This window comes from Microbacterium sulfonylureivorans (assembly GCF_003999995.1).
GTDB classification, from domain to species: Bacteria; Actinomycetota; Actinomycetes; order Actinomycetales; family Microbacteriaceae; genus Microbacterium; species Microbacterium sulfonylureivorans.
In genome coordinates, this window is record NZ_RJAD01000001.1 from 2032311 (window position 1) to 2051070 (window position 18760).

At 68.5% G+C, this 18760-nt stretch carries 27 protein-coding genes; 26 read left to right on the forward strand and 1 reads right to left on the reverse strand.

Annotated features, from left to right (window positions below; translation table 11 throughout):
* Nucleotides 1-8 precede the first annotated feature (8 nt).
* From rpsS to rplQ, 26 genes are all read left to right on the forward strand, one after another.
* A complete protein-coding gene (rpsS, locus tag EER34_RS08870; protein ID WP_127474109.1) occupies nucleotides 9-290 on the forward strand; it encodes a 30S ribosomal protein S19 in 282 nt (93 codons plus the stop codon).
* 25 nt (nucleotides 291-315) lie between these two features.
* Entirely contained in the window at nucleotides 316-714 is a 399-nt protein-coding gene (rplV, locus tag EER34_RS08875) for a 50S ribosomal protein L22 (RefSeq protein WP_127474110.1), read from the forward strand.
* Nucleotides 714-1466 carry a 30S ribosomal protein S3 gene (gene rpsC, locus EER34_RS08880; RefSeq protein ID WP_127474111.1) on the forward strand — a complete coding sequence of 251 codons (753 nt, stop codon included), beginning with the start codon at nucleotides 714-716 and terminating at the stop codon, nucleotides 1464-1466. The genes rplV and rpsC overlap by 1 nt, the downstream gene beginning before the upstream one ends.
* Nucleotides 1466-1885 (forward strand): 50S ribosomal protein L16, encoded by a 420-nt coding sequence (rplP, locus tag EER34_RS08885; protein ID WP_018171451.1) that lies wholly within the window; start codon nucleotides 1466-1468, stop codon nucleotides 1883-1885. Before rpsC ends, rplP begins: the two co-directional genes overlap by 1 nt.
* Nucleotides 1885-2199, forward strand: a complete 315-nt coding sequence (rpmC, locus tag EER34_RS08890) for a 50S ribosomal protein L29 (RefSeq protein WP_127474112.1) — start codon at nucleotides 1885-1887, stop codon at nucleotides 2197-2199. The genes rplP and rpmC overlap by 1 nt, the downstream gene beginning before the upstream one ends.
* Nucleotides 2199-2576: a 30S ribosomal protein S17 gene (gene rpsQ / locus EER34_RS17845; protein WP_276317246.1), complete on the forward strand. Its 378-nt coding sequence runs from the start codon at nucleotides 2199-2201 to the stop codon at nucleotides 2574-2576. The genes rpmC and rpsQ overlap by 1 nt, the downstream gene beginning before the upstream one ends.
* A gap of 35 nt (nucleotides 2577-2611) precedes the next feature.
* Nucleotides 2612-2980, forward strand: a complete 369-nt coding sequence (gene rplN, locus EER34_RS08900) for a 50S ribosomal protein L14 (protein WP_127474113.1) — start codon at nucleotides 2612-2614, stop codon at nucleotides 2978-2980.
* A 2-nt stretch (nucleotides 2981-2982) separates the two neighbouring features.
* Nucleotides 2983-3342, forward strand: a complete 360-nt coding sequence (gene rplX / locus EER34_RS08905) for a 50S ribosomal protein L24 (RefSeq protein WP_127474114.1) — start codon at nucleotides 2983-2985, stop codon at nucleotides 3340-3342.
* Nucleotides 3343-3344: 2 nt separating this feature from the next.
* A complete protein-coding gene (rplE, locus tag EER34_RS08910; RefSeq protein WP_127474115.1) occupies nucleotides 3345-3935 on the forward strand; it encodes a 50S ribosomal protein L5 in 591 nt (196 codons plus the stop codon).
* A gap of 100 nt (nucleotides 3936-4035) precedes the next feature.
* On the forward strand, nucleotides 4036-4434 hold the full coding sequence (gene rpsH / locus EER34_RS08915) for a 30S ribosomal protein S8 (RefSeq protein ID WP_127474116.1): 399 nt from the start codon (nucleotides 4036-4038) through the stop codon (nucleotides 4432-4434).
* A gap of 6 nt (nucleotides 4435-4440) precedes the next feature.
* Complete coding sequence (gene rplF / locus EER34_RS08920) at nucleotides 4441-4977, forward strand: 50S ribosomal protein L6 (RefSeq protein ID WP_127474117.1); 537 nt, start codon at nucleotides 4441-4443, stop codon at nucleotides 4975-4977.
* 2 nt (nucleotides 4978-4979) lie between these two features.
* Nucleotides 4980-5339: a 50S ribosomal protein L18 gene (rplR, locus tag EER34_RS08925; protein WP_127474118.1), complete on the forward strand. Its 360-nt coding sequence runs from the start codon at nucleotides 4980-4982 to the stop codon at nucleotides 5337-5339.
* Between the two features lie 20 nt (nucleotides 5340-5359).
* Nucleotides 5360-6028: a 30S ribosomal protein S5 gene (rpsE, locus tag EER34_RS08930; RefSeq protein ID WP_420845971.1), complete on the forward strand. Its 669-nt coding sequence runs from the start codon at nucleotides 5360-5362 to the stop codon at nucleotides 6026-6028.
* On the forward strand, nucleotides 6028-6213 hold the full coding sequence (gene rpmD / locus EER34_RS08935) for a 50S ribosomal protein L30 (RefSeq protein WP_023954062.1): 186 nt from the start codon (nucleotides 6028-6030) through the stop codon (nucleotides 6211-6213). The genes rpsE and rpmD overlap by 1 nt, the downstream gene beginning before the upstream one ends.
* Entirely contained in the window at nucleotides 6213-6917 is a 705-nt protein-coding gene (gene rplO, locus EER34_RS08940; protein WP_127474120.1) for a 50S ribosomal protein L15, read from the forward strand. Before rpmD ends, rplO begins: the two co-directional genes overlap by 1 nt.
* Before the next feature lie 101 nt (nucleotides 6918-7018).
* The gene (gene secY / locus EER34_RS08945; RefSeq protein ID WP_127474121.1) at nucleotides 7019-8344 is read left to right on the forward strand and encodes a preprotein translocase subunit SecY; all 1326 of its coding nucleotides are present in this window, start codon (nucleotides 7019-7021) and stop codon (nucleotides 8342-8344) included.
* Nucleotides 8341-8934, forward strand: coding sequence for an adenylate kinase (locus tag EER34_RS08950; RefSeq protein WP_127474122.1), 594 nt, complete (start codon nucleotides 8341-8343; stop codon nucleotides 8932-8934). The genes secY and EER34_RS08950 overlap by 4 nt, the downstream gene beginning before the upstream one ends.
* A gap of 4 nt (nucleotides 8935-8938) precedes the next feature.
* Nucleotides 8939-9778: a type I methionyl aminopeptidase gene (gene map / locus EER34_RS08955; RefSeq protein ID WP_205791437.1), complete on the forward strand. Its 840-nt coding sequence runs from the start codon at nucleotides 8939-8941 to the stop codon at nucleotides 9776-9778.
* A 9-nt stretch (nucleotides 9779-9787) separates the two neighbouring features.
* The gene (locus EER34_RS08960; RefSeq protein WP_127474124.1) at nucleotides 9788-10477 is read left to right on the forward strand and encodes a DsbA family protein; all 690 of its coding nucleotides are present in this window, start codon (nucleotides 9788-9790) and stop codon (nucleotides 10475-10477) included.
* Nucleotides 10478-10565: 88 nt separating this feature from the next.
* The gene (locus EER34_RS08965) at nucleotides 10566-13184 is read left to right on the forward strand and encodes a DUF5979 domain-containing protein (RefSeq protein WP_127474125.1); all 2619 of its coding nucleotides are present in this window, start codon (nucleotides 10566-10568) and stop codon (nucleotides 13182-13184) included.
* Nucleotides 13185-13337: 153 nt separating this feature from the next.
* Nucleotides 13338-13559 (forward strand): translation initiation factor IF-1, encoded by a 222-nt coding sequence (gene infA, locus EER34_RS08970; protein WP_017201569.1) that lies wholly within the window; start codon nucleotides 13338-13340, stop codon nucleotides 13557-13559.
* Nucleotides 13560-13624: 65 nt separating this feature from the next.
* Entirely contained in the window at nucleotides 13625-13741 is a 117-nt protein-coding gene (gene rpmJ, locus EER34_RS08975) for a 50S ribosomal protein L36 (RefSeq protein ID WP_005050492.1), read from the forward strand.
* Nucleotides 13742-13888: 147 nt separating this feature from the next.
* Entirely contained in the window at nucleotides 13889-14263 is a 375-nt protein-coding gene (gene rpsM / locus EER34_RS08980) for a 30S ribosomal protein S13 (protein WP_127474126.1), read from the forward strand.
* A gap of 39 nt (nucleotides 14264-14302) precedes the next feature.
* On the forward strand, nucleotides 14303-14701 hold the full coding sequence (gene rpsK, locus EER34_RS08985; RefSeq protein ID WP_055962912.1) for a 30S ribosomal protein S11: 399 nt from the start codon (nucleotides 14303-14305) through the stop codon (nucleotides 14699-14701).
* Nucleotides 14702-14870: 169 nt separating this feature from the next.
* Nucleotides 14871-15860, forward strand: a complete 990-nt coding sequence (locus EER34_RS08990; protein WP_127474127.1) for a DNA-directed RNA polymerase subunit alpha — start codon at nucleotides 14871-14873, stop codon at nucleotides 15858-15860.
* Between the two features lie 39 nt (nucleotides 15861-15899).
* On the forward strand, nucleotides 15900-16463 hold the full coding sequence (gene rplQ / locus EER34_RS08995; RefSeq protein ID WP_127474128.1) for a 50S ribosomal protein L17: 564 nt from the start codon (nucleotides 15900-15902) through the stop codon (nucleotides 16461-16463).
* Between the two features lie 168 nt (nucleotides 16464-16631).
* Here the strand turns inward: rplQ and EER34_RS09000 are convergent, their stop codons facing one another.
* A complete protein-coding gene (locus EER34_RS09000; RefSeq protein WP_127474129.1) occupies nucleotides 16632-18704 on the reverse strand; it encodes an acyltransferase family protein in 2073 nt (690 codons plus the stop codon).
* Nucleotides 18705-18760: the final 56 nt, after the last annotated feature.

Sequence of the window (18760 nt, forward strand, 5' to 3'; positions counted from 1 at the left end):
AGAGGAAGATGCCACGCAGTCTTAAGAAGGGCCCCTTCGTCGACGAGCACCTGCTTCGCAAGGTCGTCGTCCAGAACGAAGCCGGTTCCAAGAACGTCATCAAGACCTGGTCGCGCCGTTCCATGATCGTTCCGGTCATGCTCGGTCACACCATCGCCGTCCACGACGGTCGCAAGCACATCCCCGTGTTCGTGACCGAGAGCATGGTCGGCCACAAACTGGGCGAATTCGCGCCCACCCGCACCTTCCGCGGCCACGTGAAGGACGACAAGAAGGGCCGTCGCCGCTAAGGCGGGGACGAAAGAGGAGAGAGAAATGGTGGAGTCCATCGCACGTGTGCGACACATCCGCGTGACCCCTCAGAAGGCTCGTCGTGTCGTCGCCCTCATCAAGGGCAAGCAGGCCGAGGAGGCCCTGGCCATCCTCAAGTTCGCGCCGCAGAGCGCGAGCGAGCCGATCTACAAGCTCGTCGCCTCGGCGATCGCGAACGCTCGCGTGAAGGCCGACAAGGACGGCGAGTACCTGGACGAGCAGGACCTGTACGTGGCCAACGCGTACGTCGACGAGGGCACGACGCTCAAGCGTTTCCAGCCCCGTGCACAGGGTCGCGCGTTCCAGATCAAGAAGCGCACGAGCCACATCACGGTCGTGCTCTCGACGCCCGAGGTCGCTGAGGCGGCACCGGCTGCCACGACGAAGAAGGCGAGCAAGTAATGGGCCAGAAGGTCAACCCGTACGGCTTCCGCCTCGGCATCACCACGGACCACGTGTCGCGTTGGTTCTCGGACTCGACGAAGCCCGGACAGCGCTACGCCGACTACGTGGCCGAGGACATCAAGATCCGTCGCCTGCTGACGACGTCGCTCGACCGCGCCGGCGTCAGCAACATCGAGATCGAGCGCACGCGTGACCGCGTCCGCGTCGACATCCACACCGCCCGCCCGGGCATCGTGATCGGCCGCCGCGGCGCCGAGGCCGAGCGCATCCGCGCCGACCTCGAGAAGCTCACCGGCAAGCAGATCCAGCTGAACATCCTCGAGGTCAAGAACCCCGAGGCCGATGCTCAGCTCGTCGCACAGGGCATCGCCGAGCAGCTCAGCGCCCGCGTGGCTTTCCGCCGCGCGATGCGCAAGGGCCTGCAGGGTGCTCAGCGTGCCGGCGCCAAGGGCGTCCGCATCCAGGTCTCCGGCCGCCTCGGCGGCGCTGAGATGAGCCGTTCGGAGTTCTACCGCGAGGGTCGTGTGCCGCTGCACACGCTGCGCGCGAACATCGACTACGGCTTCTACGAGGCGAAGACCACCTTCGGCCGCATCGGCGTGAAGGTCTGGATCTACAAGGGCGACCTCACCAACAAGGAACTCGCGCGCGAGCAGGCCAACGCGCCGAAGTCGTCGCGTGACCGCAACGACCGTCCGCGTCGTGGCCCCCGCAACGAGGCCCCCGTCGCAGAAGGAGCATCGGCGTAATGCTTATCCCCCGCAAGGTCAAGTACCGCAAGCAGCACCACCCGGGTCGCTCGGGCCAGGCCACCGGTGGCACCAAGGTGTCGTTCGGTGAGTTCGGCATCCAGGCCCTCACCCCCGCTTACGTGACGAACCGTCAGATCGAGTCCGCTCGTATCGCGATGACGCGTCACATCAAGCGTGGCGGAAAGGTGTGGATCAACATCTACCCCGACCGTCCGCTCACGAAGAAGCCGGCCGAAACCCGCATGGGTTCCGGTAAGGGTTCGCCGGAGTGGTGGGTCGCGAACGTCAAGCCGGGTCGCGTCCTCTTCGAGGTCGCCGGCGTCAACGAGGAACTCGCTCGTGAGGCCCTGACCCGTGCAATCCACAAGCTGCCTCTCAAGGCACGCATCATCAAGCGCGAGGAGGGCGACGCGTAATGGCGATCGGCACCAAGACGCTCGCTCCGAGCGAGCTCGACACGTTCGAAGACCAGCGCCTCGTCGAGGAGCTGCGCAAGGCCAAGGAAGAGCTGTTCAACCTGCGCTTCCAGTCGGCCACCGGCCAGCTCGAGAGCCACGGCCGCATCCGTGCGGTCAAGCGCGACATCGCGCGGCTCTACACCGTGATCCGTGAGCGCGAGCTCGGCATCCGTGCCACGCCCGCGCCGCTGGAGACCACGACGAAGGCGAAGAAGACGAAGGCCAAGAAGGCGGATGCCGCTGACGAGGCCGTGAAGGAAGAGGCCGAGTGATGGCTGAGACCACCGAAAAGAAGGCGCCCGCCAAGAAGGCTCCCGCCAAGGCGGCTGCCGCCGAGGTCGCGCCCGTCCAGGCTGCGGGTCACGAGTCGTCCGCGCACGATGTGCGCGACGCCGACGCGCGTGGCTACCGCAAGTCGCGCCGCGGCTACGTCGTGAGCGACAAGATGGACAAGACGATCGTCGTCGAGGTCGAGGACCGCGTTAAGCACCCCCTCTACGGCAAGGTCATCCGTCGTACGTCGAAGGTCAAGGCGCACGACGAGGGCAACACCGCCGGCATCGGCGACCTCGTCCTCATCAACGAGACCCGCCCGCTGAGCGCCACCAAGCGCTGGCGCCTGGTCGAGATCCTCGAGAAGGCCAAGTAAGCCCTCGGGCTGGCTTGGAACCCAAGGAGTAACAAGTGATTCAGCAGGAGTCCCGCCTGAAGGTCGCCGACAACACCGGCGCCAAGGAGCTGCTCACGATCCGCGTGCTCGGTGGCTCGCACCGCCGGTACGCCGGTCTGGGCGACATCATCGTGGCCACGGTGAAGGATGCGATCCCCGGCGGCAACGTGAAGAAGGGCGACGTGGTCAAGGCCGTCGTCGTCCGCACCAAGAAGGAGACCCGTCGTCCCGACGGCTCGTACATCAAGTTCGACGAGAACGCCGCCGTGATCCTGAAGAGCGACGGGGAGCCCCGCGGCACCCGCATCTTCGGACCGGTCGGTCGTGAGCTTCGCGACAAGAAGTTCATGAAGATCGTCTCGCTCGCGCCGGAGGTCATTTAGTCATGGCGAAGATCAAGAAGGGCGACCTGGTTCAGGTCATCTCGGGCGCCAAGCCCGAGCGCGGCGGCGATCGCGGCAAGCAGGGCAAGGTCCTCGAGGTCCTCGTCGAGCAGAACCGCGTCATCGTCGAGGGCGTGAACTACGTCACCAAGCACACGCGTGTGGGCCAGACCCAGCGCGGCACCAAGACGGGCGGCATCGAGACCTTCGAAGCCCCCATCCACATCTCCAACGTCGCCGTCGTCGACCCCTCGACCAAGAAGCCGACCAAGGTCGGCCACCGGGTCGAGGAGCAGACGAAGGACGGCGTGAAGCGCACCGTCCGCGTGCGCTTCGCCAAGAAGTCAGGCAAGGACCTCTGAATATGAGCACCGCCACTGCCGCGGCGGCTGGCAAGATCCAGCCCCGCCTGAAGCAGAAGTACAACGCCGAGATCAAGAAGGCCCTGCAGGAGGAGTTCGGCTACCCGAACGTCATGCAGATCCCCGGTCTCGTCAAGGTCGTGGTGAACACCGGTGTCGGCGAGGCAGCTCGCGACAGCAAGGTGATCGATGGCGCGGTCGACGACCTCACCAAGATCACCGGCCAGAAGCCGATCGTCACCAAGGCCCGCAAGTCCATCGCGCAGTTCAAGCTGCGCGAGGGCCAGGCCATCGGCGCGCACGTCACCCTCCGCGGCGACCGCGCGTGGGAGTTCGTGGACCGCCTCGTGAACCTCGCGCTGCCCCGCATCCGCGACTTCCGTGGTCTCTCGGGCGCTCAGTTCGACGGGAACGGCAACTACACGTTCGGTCTCCAGGAGCAGTCCGTGTTCCACGAGATCAACCAGGACAAGATCGACCGCGTCCGCGGGTTCGACATCACCGTGGTGACGTCGGCGAAGACGGATGCCGAGGGCCGGGCGCTCCTGCGTCACCTCGGCTTCCCGTTCCGCAACGAGGATGCTCAGGCCTGAGCCGATGAAGTCCCCGGGAGCCGCCGGCTCCCGGGGCACTCATAGAAGGTCGTCTGTCGTGTAACGGCAGCCGAAACCTCATGAACAAAGGAATCAAGAAATGACAATGACAGACCCGGTCGCAGACATGCTGACCCGTCTGCGCAACGCCAACTCGGCACACCACGACACCGTGTCGCTGCCGAGCTCGAAGCTCAAGACGCACATTGCCGCCATCCTCAAGCAGGAGGGCTACATCTCGGCTTGGGAGGTCACCGATGCACGCGTCGGCCAGACCCTCACGCTGACCCTCAAGTACGGCCCGAACCGCGAGCGGTCGATCGCCGGCATCAAGCGCGTCTCGAAGCCCGGTCTTCGCGTCTACGCGAAGTCGACCGAGATCCCCACCGTCCTCGGTGGCCTCGGCGTCGCCATCCTTTCCACCTCCTCCGGTCTTCTCACCGACCGTCAGGCCGAGCAGAAGGGCGTGGGTGGGGAAGTCCTCGCCTACGTGTGGTGATCTGACATGTCGCGAATCGGACGTCTCCCGATCGACATCCCCGCCGGTGTGACCATCACGGTCGACGGCCAGGCTGTCGCGGTCAAGGGCCCCAAGGGCGAGCTCTCGCTCACCGTGGCGCGCCCCATCGAGGTCAAGGTCGAAGAGGGCCAGGTCGTCGTGACCCGTCCCGACGACGAGCGCGCTTCGCGCTCGCTGCACGGCCTGACCCGCACGCTCATCAACAACAACATCATCGGTGTCACCGAGGGCTACACCAAGGGCCTCGAGGTCGTCGGTACGGGTTACCGCGTCGCCCAGAAGGGCAGCTCGGTCGAGTTCGCCCTCGGCTTCTCGCACCCCGTCCTCGTCGACCCGCCCGCGGGCATCACCTTCACGGTCGAGGGCAACAACAAGCTCACCGTGAGCGGCATCGACAAGCAGGCCGTCGGTGAGGCGGCTGCCAACATCCGCAAGATCCGCAAGCCCGAGCCGTACAAGGGCAAGGGTGTGCGCTACGCCGGCGAGGTCGTTCGGCGCAAGGCCGGAAAGGCTGGTAAGTAACCATGGCTGTGAAGTCGAAGACCGACGCGCGTTCGCGTCGTCACGCCCGCCTTCGCAAGAAGGTCGTCGGCACCGAGCAGCGTCCGCGCCTCGTCGTCACCCGTTCGGCCCGCCACGTCTTCGTGCAGGTCGTGGACGACAGCAAGGGCCGCACCGTGGCCTCGGCCTCGACCCTCGAGACCGATCTGCGCACGTTCGACGGTGACAAGACCGCCAAGGCCCGCAAGGTCGGCGAGCTCGTCGCTGAGCGTGCGAAGGCCGCCGGCGTCTCGGACGTCGTGTTCGACCGCGGTGGCAACCGCTACGCGGGCCGTGTCGCGGCGATCGCCGACGGCGCTCGCGAAGGAGGTCTGAACCTGTGAGCGAAACAACCAACAACCCCGTGGAGACCGAAGTGACCGAGCAGGCTGCTGCCGCCACGACCACTGAGGCGCCCGCCGAGCGTGAGCGCGAGCCGCGTCGCGGCGGTCGCGAGCGCAACCAGAACCAGCGTGACCGCGGTTCGCGCGATGCCGACAAGAGCCAGTTCCTGGAGCGCGTCGTCACGATCAACCGCGTGTCGAAGGTCGTCAAGGGCGGTCGTCGCTTCAGCTTCACCGCGCTCGTCGTCGTCGGCGACGGAAACGGCGTCGTGGGTGTCGGCTACGGCAAGGCCCGTGAGGTGCCCCTGGCCATCTCGAAGGGTGTCGAAGAGGCCAAGCGCAACTTCTTCCGCGTGCCCCGCGTCGGCTCGACCATCCCGCACCCCGTGCAGGGTGAGGCCGCTGCCGGTGTGGTGCTCCTGCGCCCCGCCGGTGCAGGTACCGGTGTCATCGCCGGTGGCCCGGTCCGCGCCGTCCTCGAGTGCGCAGGCATCCATGATGTCCTCTCGAAGTCGCTCGGCTCGTCGAACACGATCAACATCGTCCACGCGACGGTGGAGGCCCTGAAGCAGCTCGAGGAGCCCCGTGCGGTCGCCGCGCGTCGCGGCCTCGAGTTCGACCAGGTCGCCCCCGCCCGTCTCGTCCGTGCCGAGGCCGAGGCCGCGGCTGCTGCGAAGGCAGGTGTCTGATGGCTGCGCGCCTGAAGGTTACCCAGGTCAAGTCCAAGGTGAGTGAGAAGCAGAACCAGCGTGACACGCTGCGTTCGCTCGGTCTCAAGCGGATCGGCGACTCGGTCGTCCGTCCCGACGACGCGCAGACGCGCGGCTACGTCAAGACCGTCGCACACCTCGTGAAGGTTGAGGAGATCGACTAATGGCTGAGAAGGCCGAGAAGAACGAGGCCGTCGAGGCAGAGGCGAAGGCTCCTGCCAAGAAGGCTCCCGCCAAGAAGCCTGCCGCTGCGAAGGCGCCTGCAAAGGCCGCCGCCGACAAGCCGGCTGCCGCGAAGAAGGCACCCGCCAAGGCTCCTGCTGCGAAGGCCGACAAGGCCGACGCCGCGGACAAGGCCGAGAAGGCGCCCGCCGCCAAGAAGGCTCCGGCGAAGAAGGCCGCTCCGAAGGCGGATGCTCCGGCATCGCGTCCCGGCGTGCTCAAGGTGCACCACCTGCGTCCCGTCCCGGGCTCGAACACCGCCAAGACCCGTGTCGGTCGTGGTGAGGGCTCCAAGGGCAAGACCGCCGGCCGTGGCACCAAGGGCCAGAAGGCCCGCTACCAGGTCAAGGTCGGCTTCGAGGGTGGGCAGATGCCGCTGCACATGCGCACCCCCAAGCTGCGCGGGTTCAAGAACCCGTTCCGCGTCGAGTACCAGGTCGTGAACCTGGACAAGCTCGCCGAGCTGTACCCGGCCGGTGGCGACGTGACCGTCGTCGACCTGGTCGCCAAGGGTGCGGTTCGCAAGAACGAGAAGGTCAAGGTGCTCGGCACCGGCGACATCTCGGTGAAGCTCAACGTGTCGGTCGACAAGGTCTCGGGTTCCGCCGAGCAGAAGATCGTCGCCGCGGGCGGCACCGTCAAGTAGTACACACAGTCGGGGGTCGGAGCTTGCTCCGACCCCCGCTGGGTTACCCTGGACGTCGGCACGTCGCCGTGCGGGCCGGCATCCCCTCTGGAGGCATCCTCTTGTTCAGCGCCATCGCGCGGGTCTTCCGCACTCCCGACCTTCGGCGGAAGATCGCATTCACCCTGGCGATCATCGCCCTGTACCGCTTCGGCGCCCATATTCCGGCACCGTTCGTGGACTTCCCCAACGTGCAGTCCTGCCTCGAGCAGTCGGCCGGCACGCAGGGGCTGCTGTCGCTCGTCAACCTGTTCTCGGGCGGCGCGCTCCTTCAGCTGTCGATCTTCGCGCTCGGCGTCATGCCGTACATCACCGCGACGATCATCGTCCAGCTGCTGCGCGTCGTCATCCCGCACTTCGAGACCCTCTACAAGGAGGGCCAGTCGGGCCAGGCGCGCCTCACCCAGTACACGCGCTACCTCACGATCGCACTTGCACTGCTGCAGTCGACGACCCTCGTGACGGTGGCCCGCAGCGGCCAGCTGTTCGGCACCACGGGCATCCCCGAGTGCGAGCAGCTGCTCACCAACGACGCGTGGTGGGCGCAGCTGCTCATGATCATCACGATGACCGCCGGCACCGGCCTCATCATGTGGTTCGCCGAGCTCGTCACCGAGCGCGGCATCGGCAACGGCATGTCGCTCCTCATCTTCACCTCGATCGCGGCGGCGTTCCCCGCGTCGATGATGGCGATCTGGCAGTCGCGCGGCTTCGAGGTGTTCCTGCTCGTGCTCGCGGTGGGCATCGTGGTCGTCGCGTTGGTGGTGTTCGTCGAGCAGTCCCAGCGCCGCATTCCCGTGCAGTACGCGAAGCGCATGGTCGGACGCCGCACCTACGGCGGCACGAACACGTACATCCCGATCAAGGTCAACATGGCCGGCGTCGTGCCCGTCATCTTCGCCTCGTCGCTGCTGTACATCCCGGCGCTCATCGCGCAGTTCAACATGCAGCCGAACGCCGACAACGAGATCCCGCCGTGGGTGTCGTGGATCCAGCAGTACTTCACCAACGGCGATCACCCGATCTACATGCTGGTGTACTTCCTGCTCATCGTCGGGTTCACCTACTTCTACGTCGCGATCACGTTCAACCCCGTCGAGGTCGCCGACAACATGAAGAAGTACGGCGGGTTCATCCCCGGCATCCGTGCCGGTCGTCCCACCGCCGAGTACCTCGACTACGTGCTGACGCGCATCACGCTGCCCGGCTCGCTGTACCTGGGCTGCATCGCCCTGCTTCCGCTCATCGCCCTGGCCACGGTCGGCGCCAACCAGAACTTCCCGTTCGGCGGCGCATCGATCCTGATCATCGTCGGTGTCGGTCTCGAGACCGTGAAGCAGATCGATGCGCAGCTCCAGCAGCGTCACTACGAGGGCCTTCTGCGATGACGCGGCTGCTCATCGTGGGTCCGCAGGGTTCGGGCAAGGGGACGCAGGGCGTTCGCATCGCGCAGGCGTTCGGCATCCCGGCGATCTCGACCGGCGACGTGTTCCGCGCCGCGGTCGCCGCCGGCACCGAACTGGGCGAGCAGGTCAAGGCGATCATCGAGGCCGGCGACCTGGTGTCGGACGAGCTGACGAGCGCGGTCGTGCGCGACCGCCTGTCGCACGCCGACGCCCAGGGCGGGTTCCTCCTCGACGGCTACCCCCGGAACCTGACGCAGGTCATGCACCTCGAAGAGTTCCTCGAGGGCCGCGACGAGAGCCTCGACGCGGTCATCGAGCTCAGCGTCCCGCGCGACGAGAGCATCGCACGCCTGTCGCTGCGGGCGCAGGAGCAGGGGCGCACCGATGACACCGAAGAGGTCATCGCGAACCGGCTGGCGATCTACGAGCGTGAGACGGCGCCGATCCTCGGCGTGTACGGCACGCGCGGCATCGTCGACGCGGTCGATGGGGTCGGCAGTCTCGACGAGATCACCGACCGCATCGTGGCGTCGCTCGAGGCGCGCGGGCTCGCCCGCCCTGCCGCAGCCTGAACCCGTGTCGCTGCGACGCTCGATCTACAAGACGCCCGCCCAGATGCGGGCGATGGTGGAGCCCGGACTGATCACCGCCGCCGCGCTCGACGCGGCGCGCGCGCTGATCGCGCCGGGCGTCACGACGGGTCAGCTCGATGCCGCGGCATCCGCCGTCATCACCGCCCGCGGCGCGAAGTCCAACTTCCAGATGGTGCGCGGGTACCGCCACACGATCTGCGCCTCCGTGAACGAGCAGGTCGTGCACGGCATCCCGGGTGATCGCGTCCTGGAGCCGGGCGACATCCTCTCGGTCGACGCCGGCGCCGAGTTCAAGGGCTGGAACGGCGACTCGGCATTCACCGTGGTCCTCGACGATCCGTCCCGACCGGAGGTCGTCGCGGCTCGGCAGAGACTGTCCGATGTGACCGAGGGATCGCTGTGGGCAGGCATCGCCTCGCTCGCGACCGCGAAGCACCTCGGCGAGGTCGGCGCCGCGATTCAGTCGCACATCGAGGCGAACGCCCCCGAGCCGGGGTACGGCATCCTCCGCGAGTACGTCGGGCACGGCATCGGGCGCAAGATGCACGAAGCGCCGTCGGTGTTCAACTACCGGGTGTCCGATCCCGGGCCTGAGGTCCGTCCCGGCCTGGTGCTGGCGATCGAGCCGATGGTGGTGATCGGGGATCAGGCGACGTTCGTCGAGGACGACGACTGGACCGTCTCCACGCTCGACGGAACCGCGGGCTCGCACTGGGAACACAGCGTCGCCGTGCACGATGGCGGCATCTGGGTGCTGACGGCGCCCGACGGCGGCGCGGCCGGGCTCGCGCCCTTCGGCATCACGCCGGCAGAGATCGCATAGGAGAAGGTCATGGCTGAGGGTCCGCGCAAGGTCAACTGGTTCGCGATCTGGGTGAGCGCGGGGGTCGTCGTGGCGCTCGTGCTGGTCGCGGTGCTCGTGGTGTCGCTCAACAACCAGGGATCGACCCCTCAGCCCGGACAGACGCCGTCCGCATCCAACATCGACGCCGACACCGGAGCCGTCCTCGTCGGCGACGGTGAGAACCGCCTCGACACCTACATCGACTTCATGTGCCCGGTCTGCAACCAGTTCGAACAGGTCTACGGCGAGGAGATCCAGGGTCTGGTCGACGACGGGACCATCACGCTCGGCATCCACCCGATCTCGATCCTCGATCGTCAGTCCCGCGGCACCGAGTACTCGACGCGTGCGGCCAACGCGATGTACTGCGTCGCGGTCGCGGATGCCGAGGCATCCGTCCCCTTCATGAACGCGATGTTCGCGAACCAGCCGTCGGAGGGCACGTCCGGTCTCACCGACGAGCAGATCCTCGAGATCGCCGCGACCGTCGGCGTCACCGGGATCGACGCCTGCGTGAACGACGGCATCTACGCCGACTACGTCACCGCCATGACGGAGGAGACTCCGGTGCAGCCCGGCGCGGCGGGTGTCGGAACCCCCACGATCGCGGTCAACGGCGAGGTCATCGCGAACTCGACGCTGCCCGAGCCGGGGCAGCTCGCGACGCTCTTCGAGTGAGGCCGCCGCTCGCGCGCACGAGCTGACATCGCGCCTGCGACGGGGCGGCGATCCGGGCGGTAGCCTGGGCTTCTCAGAAGGGGAGCCCGTGAACACACCCGCCCACGGCCGCCGACGCGGCATCGCCATGCTCGCGGTGCTCGGCGTCCTCGCCGGACTCGGCGCCACCGCGCTCACGTCGATGCCGACGGCCCCGCCGGCTGCGGCGGACGTCGGCGAATGCCCGGAGGGGACGCTCCCCGGTCCCGGAAACACCAACCCGATCTGGACCGATCAGAACGTCGCGATCTACGCGGGAGGTGACTTCCAGGTGCGCCAGCAGGCCGCCGAAGCGGAGGGCCTCGTCGTCGTCGGAGGCGACGCCTCGTTCGACAAGGCGACCCTGGGGCGGTTCAACGTCGGATGGGTCGGCGTCGGGTCGGGTGTCGCGCCCTTCCCGGGCACCACGATGCTGGCCGTCGGCGGCGATGTGAGCGTCGGCACGGTGACTGTCCTGGATGTCGGAGCCAACGCCTTCTTCGACGGACAGCTTCTCGGCGGTGCCATGCAGGTGGGCGGCGCCACCATCCCCGACTACGAGGTCGACGGCTCGCACTATGAACTGAACAACGGCACCCTCACGCAGGCGATCGGGCCGGCCGCCATCGAGGAGTGGTCGGACTGGGACGCCCTCATCGACCAGCAGTCCGCCGACCTCGCCGCACTCGCACCGACCGGGTCCGTCACTCCGGGAGCGCTGCTGACCTTCGCGGGCGACGGCGCGTCCGCGCAGCAGGTCTTCACCATCGCAGCGGCGACCCTCAACGCCAATCCCGCGCTGAACTTCACCGGCATTCCCGACGGCGCGACGGTCGTGGTCAACGTCACCGGCGGTCCGGTGGTGTGGGCGCCGAACTACTTCGCCGACGAGGGTGTGCGGGCCGACGACTTCGCCTCGCCGCTGTTCGGCGAGCTCTCTGCCCGCACGCTGTGGAACTTCGCCGACGCGACGTCGGTCCATCTCGCGGGCTCGTCGCAGGTGCTCGGTTCGATCCTCGTCCCCGGCGTGAACCCGGACACGGCGCTGCCCACGCTCCGCGTGACGGCGAGCACGAACGGCCGCCTCTTCACGAATGGGACCGTGCTGATGGACGGTGTGGGCAATGAGCACCACAACTACCCGTGGCTCGCAAGCCCGTTCGAGTGCATCCCCATCGGACCCGACCCCGTCGGATCGATCACGGTGGAGAAGGTCCTGTCGCCCGAGGTCGCCGCACTGCTTCCCGACGGGCTCACCTTCCACGGCATCGTCACGTGCCCCGTCGATGGCGGAGGCGAGCTCATCGTCGAGTGGGAGGTCGTCGCGGGCGAGATGACGACCGTCGGCGGGCTGCCCGTCGGCGCGACGTGCGAGATCACCGAGAGCCTCGGCCCGCTCGGGCGGGTCCGGCTGCCGCCCGCCGGCCTCAGGTTCGATGCGACGCGGCTGAGCGCATGGGAGACGCCGGTGTGGACGGTCGATGGGACGGTGACACCGGCTCCCGTCGAGTTCGTCGTGCCGGCGCCGGAGGACGAGGCGCAGGTTGCGATCGCCGTCGCGAACGCGCTCGCGACGGGCCTCTTCACGATCACGAAGGTGGTCGAGGACCCCGATGGCGTCGGGTGGGCGGGCGACTTCACAGGGGCGTGGCAGTGCGCCGTGTCGGCAGATCCCGATGCGGACGTGCTCGGCTCGGGCACCTGGACGCTGGCCGCAGGGGAGACCTCGGCCGCGATCGGGGCGCCGGTGGGTGCGTGGTGCTCGGCGTCGGAGACCTCCCCGGCGGATCCCGTCGGCGGCTCGTGGGGCGACCCGGTGGTCACCCCGGGTGCCGTGCTGATCACGGTCGCGTCCGCGCAGACGCCGATCGAGATCGTGGTCACGAACACGCTCGCCGAGGATCTCGGCGCGTTCACGGTGACGAAGACCGTGGCGGGTGAGGGCGCACCCGATGTCGCCTTCACGGGGGACTGGTCCTGCGAGCTCCCCGTCGGCGTCGAGGTCGCCGCCGGCAGCTGGTCGCTCGGCGCCGGTGAGACCTCCCTGCCCTTCGCGGGGCCCGTCGGCGCGACCTGCTCGGTGACCGAGGCCTCACCGGACGACCCGGCGGACGGAGCCTGGGGCGCTCCGGCGATCTCGCCCGCGTCGGTCGTGCTCACTGCGGAGTCCATCGAGACGCCGCTCTCGTTCACGGTGACGAACTCCTTCGCCCTCCTGCCCGGTGCCTTCACCATCCGGAAGGCCGTGACCGGCGACGGTGCGCCCTCGGCGACGTTCACGGGGGCCTGGTCGTGCGAGCTGCCGTCCGGCACGATCGTCGCCGACGGGTCGTGGACGCTGGCTGCCGGCGAGCAGACCGCGCCGATCGAGGCACCTGCGGGCGCCGTCTGCGAGGTGGTCGAGGACGAGCCCGCAGGGACGGATGCCGGACTCTGGGCTCCGCCGGTGATCACCGGTTCTCCCGTGGAGATCGCCGCGGGCACCGCCGCCGGACCGGCTCAGGTCGTGGTGACGAACGCGTTCACCCGGACCGGCGGGCGCGACGACGGCGGCGATGACGAAGCCGGCGGCGAGCTCCCGGCGACCGGCTCGACGGTGCCGTGGTGGGCGATGGCGCTCGGTGCGGGCCTGATCGTGGCCGGCGCGGCGGCGATCATCGCCCGGGACCGCGTCCGCACGCGCGGCTGAGTCGACGATCGAGGCCGCCTGCGACGCGGGTTTGCCGAGGCATCCGATATCACGTATGCTTGATCTTTGGTGCGTTGCGCCTCCATCGGCGTGTCCGAGCACCACAACCCATCCACCGCAGACCGACCGGTCTGCAAAAGTGATAGCGAGCGTATGGCGAAGAAAGACGGTGTCATCGAGATCGAGGGCGTGATCTCCGAGGCGCTGCCCAACGCGATGTTCCGCGTTGAGCTGAGCAACGGGCACAAGGTCCTCGCGACGATCTCCGGCAAGATGCGGCAGAACTACATCCGCATCATCCCCGAGGACCGAGTTGTCGTGGAGCTCAGCCCCTACGACCTCACCCGCGGGCGCATCGTCTACCGCTACCGCTAGACCGGTCGAGAAGTAACGCCCCGGGCACGACGTGCCCGCCGGCGAAGACAGCGAAACAGGAAATCATGAAGGTCAATCCCTCCGTCAAGCCCATCTGCGACCACTGCAAGGTCATCCGTCGCCACGGTCGCGTCATGGTCATCTGCAAGTCGAACCCGCGTCACAAGCAGCGCCAGGGCTGATCGGATGCTGCGCCCCGGCGCAGCCCGACGACTCACAACTGAACACATCACAGGCAGGATCAGAACCTCTCCGGAGGGGACACCTCGGGCGGAGGCCCGGGCACCGACCCTGCTCCACACCTCCACTCACTCCATAGGAGAAACCGCATGGCACGTCTTGCCGGCGTTGACATCCCGCGCGACAAGCGCGTGGTGATCGCCCTTACCTACATCTACGGCGTCGGCCGTACCCGCTCCGTCGAGATCCTCAAGGCGACGGAGATCGACGAGAACATCCGCGTCAAGGACCTCAGCGACGACCAGCTCATCGCGCTCCGCGACAACATCGAGGCCAACTACAAGGTCGAGGGTGACCTCCGCCGTGAGGTGGCCGCCGACATCCGCCGCAAGGTCGAGATCGGCTCCTACGAGGGCCTGCGCCACCGCCGCGGCCTCCCGGTGCGCGGTCAGCGCACGAAGACGAACGCGCGTACCCGCAAGGGTCCCAAGCGCACCGTCGCCGGCAAGAAGAAGGCGCGCTAGGCCTCCGCCGGCGCCCCAAGGATTTAGGGAGTAACGCACATGGCACAGGCCAAGACCGCTGCGCGCAAGCCGCGCCGCAAGGAGAAGAAGAACATCGCGCTGGGCCAGGCCCACATCAAGTCGACGTTCAACAACACGATCGTCTCGATCACCGACCCCTCGGGCGCTGTCATCAGCTGGGCCTCGTCGGGTGGCGTGGGCTTCAAGGGCTCGCGCAAGTCGACCCCCTATGCCGCAGGCATGGCCGCCGAGTCGGCCGCCCGCCAGGCGCAGGAGCACGGTGTCAAGAAGGTCGACGTCTTCGTGAAGGGCCCGGGCTCGGGCCGCGAGACCGCGATCCGCTCGCTCCAGGCCGCAGGCCTCGAGGTCGGCCAGATCCAGGATGTGACGCCGCAGGCTCACAACGGCTGCCGTCCCCCGAAGCGCCGCCGCGTCTGATTTCCCGGAGCCGGGGCACCCGTGCGGTGCCCCGGCTACCGCACGCTTCGGCGTCCGGGTTCTCGATGACCGCCCCGCGGCACTCGATCACCGGACGCCCTGAGAAAAACTCAACACCTCACCCACCGCACGTGTCATATAGCGGGCACGTGATCGAAAGGAACACATAGTGCTCATCGCACAGCGTCCCACTCTGACCGAGGAGAAGGTCGGGGAGTTCCGCAGCCGCTTCGTCATCGAGCCGCTGGAGCCCGGCTTCGGCTACACGATCGGCAACGCGCTGCGTCGCAGCCTCCTGTCGTCCATCCCCGGCGCAGCCGTGACGTCGATCCGCATCGACGGCGTCCTCCACGAGTTCAGCACCATCCCCGGTGTCAAGGAGGATGTCACCGAGATCATCCTCAACATCAAGCAGCTGGTCGTCTCCAGCGAGCGCGACGAGCCCATCACGGCGTACCTGCGCAAGACCGGCTCCGGTGAGGTCACCGCCGCCGACATCTCGGCTCCGGCCGGTGTCGAGGTGCACAACCCCGAGCTCGTCATCGCGACCCTCAACGACACCGCGAAGTTCGAGCTGGAGCTCACCATCGAGCGCGGCCGCGGCTACGTCTCGGCGACCCAGAACCGCAACGAGTACGCCGAGGCCGGTCAGATCCCGATCGACTCGATCTACTCGCCCGTGCTCAAGGTCAGCTACCGCGTCGAGGCCACCCGTGCCGGTGAGCGCACCGACTTCGACAAGCTCGTGCTGGACGTCGAGAGCAAGTCCTCGATCGCTCCCCGCGACGCCGTCGCCTCGGCCGGGCGCACCCTGACGGAGCTCTTCGGCCTGGCCCGTGAGCTCAACGTCGAGGCCGAGGGCATCGAGATCGGCCCCGCGCCGGTCGAGACCGTCCTCTCCAACGAGCTGTCGATGCCGATCGAGGACCTCGATCTGTCGGTCCGCTCGTACAACTGCCTCAAGCGCGAAGGCATCAACACCGTTTCGGAGCTCGTCGCCCTCTCGGAGACGCAGCTCATGAACATCCGCAACTTCGGTCAGAAGTCGGTCGACGAGGTGCGCGACAAGCTCGTCTCGCTCGGCCTGTCGCTGAAGGACTCGGTCCCCGGGTTCGACGGCGCGCACTTCTACGGCGGCTACGACGACGAGACCGTCTGAGTTCCGGTCCCCCCGAAACTGATCCTGGAGTAACAAAGAATGCCTAAGCCCACGAAGGGACCCCGCCTCGGAGGCGGCCCCGCCCACGAGCGCCTGCTGCTTGCGAACCTCGCCGCGGCCCTGTTCACGCACAAGTCGATCCGCACGACCGAGACCAAGGCCAAGCGCCTGCGTCCGCTGGCCGAGCGCCTGATCACCTTCGCCAAGCGCGGCGACCTGCACGCCCGTCGCCGGGTGCTGTCGGTCATCGGTGACAAGGAAGTCGTGCACGTTCTCTTCACCGAGATCGCGCCGCTCGTCGCCGAGCGCGAGGGTGGCTACACCCGCATCACGAAGGTCGGCAACCGCAAGGGCGACAACGCCCCCATGGCCGTCATCGAGCTCGTCCTCGAGCCCGTGACGCCGAAGGCGAAGTCGGCCAAGAAGACCGCCGCGGCCCAGGCCGCTCCGGTCGCCGAAGAGGCTCCGGCCGAGGCCGAGGTCGACGAGACCCCCGCCGCCGACGCCACCGAGGCCGGCGCCGAGTCGCAGGCCGAGGGCGCTGCCGCCGAGGCCGCTGCCGAGGAGGCCGTCGAGGCCCCCGCCGAGGAGAAGTCCGAGTAATCGGTCCGTCGGGCTCAACGCCCGGCCGGTCACGGCGTCACCGCCGCGACCACCCTTGCACCGCGAGACCCGCGTGCCCTTCGGGGCCGCGGGTCTCGCTGCGTCTGCGGGCAGGATCGCAGCGCAGAGCGGGCAGCGAAGAGCGGATGCCGCGGCATCCGCTCTTCCCTATTCGGCGACGGGCGGCGGCCGGTGGCTGAGGTTCTCGTGGAGTCGGAGTTCGCGCTCGTACTGGCGCCGCGCGCGATCCTGCTCGACCGATTCGACGGCGCGGGCGATGGTCTCGGCGAAGACGCGCCCCCCGTCGGCACCCGGATGGATCGAGTCGCCGGCGAGGAGGTCGGTGCGATCGGCGATCGCCGACGACCAGTCCGCGACGACGACGCCTGGGTGCGAGGATGCGAAGTCGTCGAGCGCGGCGTTCACTCCCGGAATCCAGTCCCGCGGGGCGTACGCGTTCACGAGCACGAGGTGGCGGTCCGGCCCTGCGATCGCCGCCATGCGCTCGAGTGACCCCAGGTCGACGGGGCCGTTCGTGCCCAGCGCGACGACCACGTAGGGCCGCAGCAGGCCAGAGGCCTCCAGCTGCTCGAGGATGCCGGGGCCGGCCCACGCCGAGCGTGACACCTCGGCATCCACGTGGATGCCGGGGAGGCGCTCGAGCAGCGCGGGAGCAGAGGCGAGCATCACGGAGTCGCCGACCGCGCTGACCTCGGCGCCCGTCACGGGAGTGGGCATCGGCGTCGGCGACGGTCGCGAGGTCAGAGGCCCCCCGGGCGGCGGCGGCGGGGTCGCCGGCGCGGCAGGCGTCGTCGCCTCAGGTGTCGGCACCGGGCTGGGGCTGCGGGCGGCGCGATCCAGCGCCTCCTGGCCGGCTGTCACGACAGCCTCTCCGGACGACTGCGACGGCGCTGCGGCGATCGCAGCAGAGGTGCCGCCCAAGACCAGCAGCCCGGCGGCGGCGACCCCGAGCACACGAAGGCGGCCGCGGGAGTCGCGGCGCACCTGGTCGCGCAGCCGACGCAACGACGCGCGGAAGCCGATGCGCCGTACCGGCGTCTCGAGGAGCCGGTAGGACAGCTCGGCGGCCAAGAGGGTGACCGCGAGCACGCCGATGCCTATCCAGACGGGTGCGTTCGCCCCGGCCGTGGGCGCGGCCGCCATCGCGAGGACGAGGAGCGGCCAGTGCCACAGGTAGATGCCGTAGGAGCGATCACCCACCCAGCGGAGCGGGCGCGCGTCGATCGCCGGTCCGAACCAGGACCCCGGCCACACTCCTGCGACGATCGCGACGGCGGTGAGGATGCTCGCCGCCAGCAGGGTGCCCGGGAACGAGCCCACGCCGTCGACCGGCGGCAGGGACGCGACAACCGCGATGCCGACGAGTGAGGCGATGCCGAGGCATCCCATCGCGGTCCTGGAGCTGCGACGATCGATCCACTCCGGCCGTGTCTTCGGCCGCCCGGGCGATGCCGACGCGGGGAGCACGATCGTCCAGCCCGGCGGCGGCGTGACGGCCGGCCGGAGAAGCGCGGCATCCGCAGTCTCGCGGGCGGGGCGCGACAGCAGCGGCATGAGCACGAAGGCGACGGCGACACCGAGCAGGATGCCGAAGGAGTGGGTGTCGGTTCCGAAGTACGCGCGGGTCACGTCGCCGCCGCTCGCCACCAGCACCCCCATCGACACCGCGGATGCCGCGGCAAGGGCGACCGCTGCCACCGCCCGCGCGCCGCCGCGGGGCAGAAGGAGGAAGAGCGGAAGGACGAGCGGCCAGATCACGTAGAACTGCTCCTCGACCGCGAGCGACCAGAAGTTGCGGAAGAGCTCGGGCGCGGCCGCGCCGAAGTAGCCGCCCTCGCCCGCGATCGAGAGCCAGTTGTAGCTGAACGTCAGCGCTCCGAGCACCTGCTCGCCCAGGCGCAGTAGCACGTCGCCGCCGACGATCCAGGCGAGGGTGGAGCACACCGTCACCACGAGGGCGAGCGCCGGGATCAGGCGTCGCGCGCGGCGCTTCCAGAATCCGCCGAGGCTGATCCGTCCGGTGGTGTCGTGCTCGCGAAGCAGCAGGCTCGTGATGAGGAACCCGCTGATCACGAAGAAGACGTCGACTCCCACGTACCCGCCCGGGAAGAGCGCGGGCGGGAACAGATGGTAGAGGACTACGAGGGTCACGGCTATCGCGCGCAGGCCGTCGAGTCCCGCGTAGCGGGGGGAGGGTGCTGCGGGCGCGGTCGACGTCATGAGTTTCGTGTGGGGGGGAAGACGGCCATTGTACGGCTCCTCGCGCCGAGCACCGG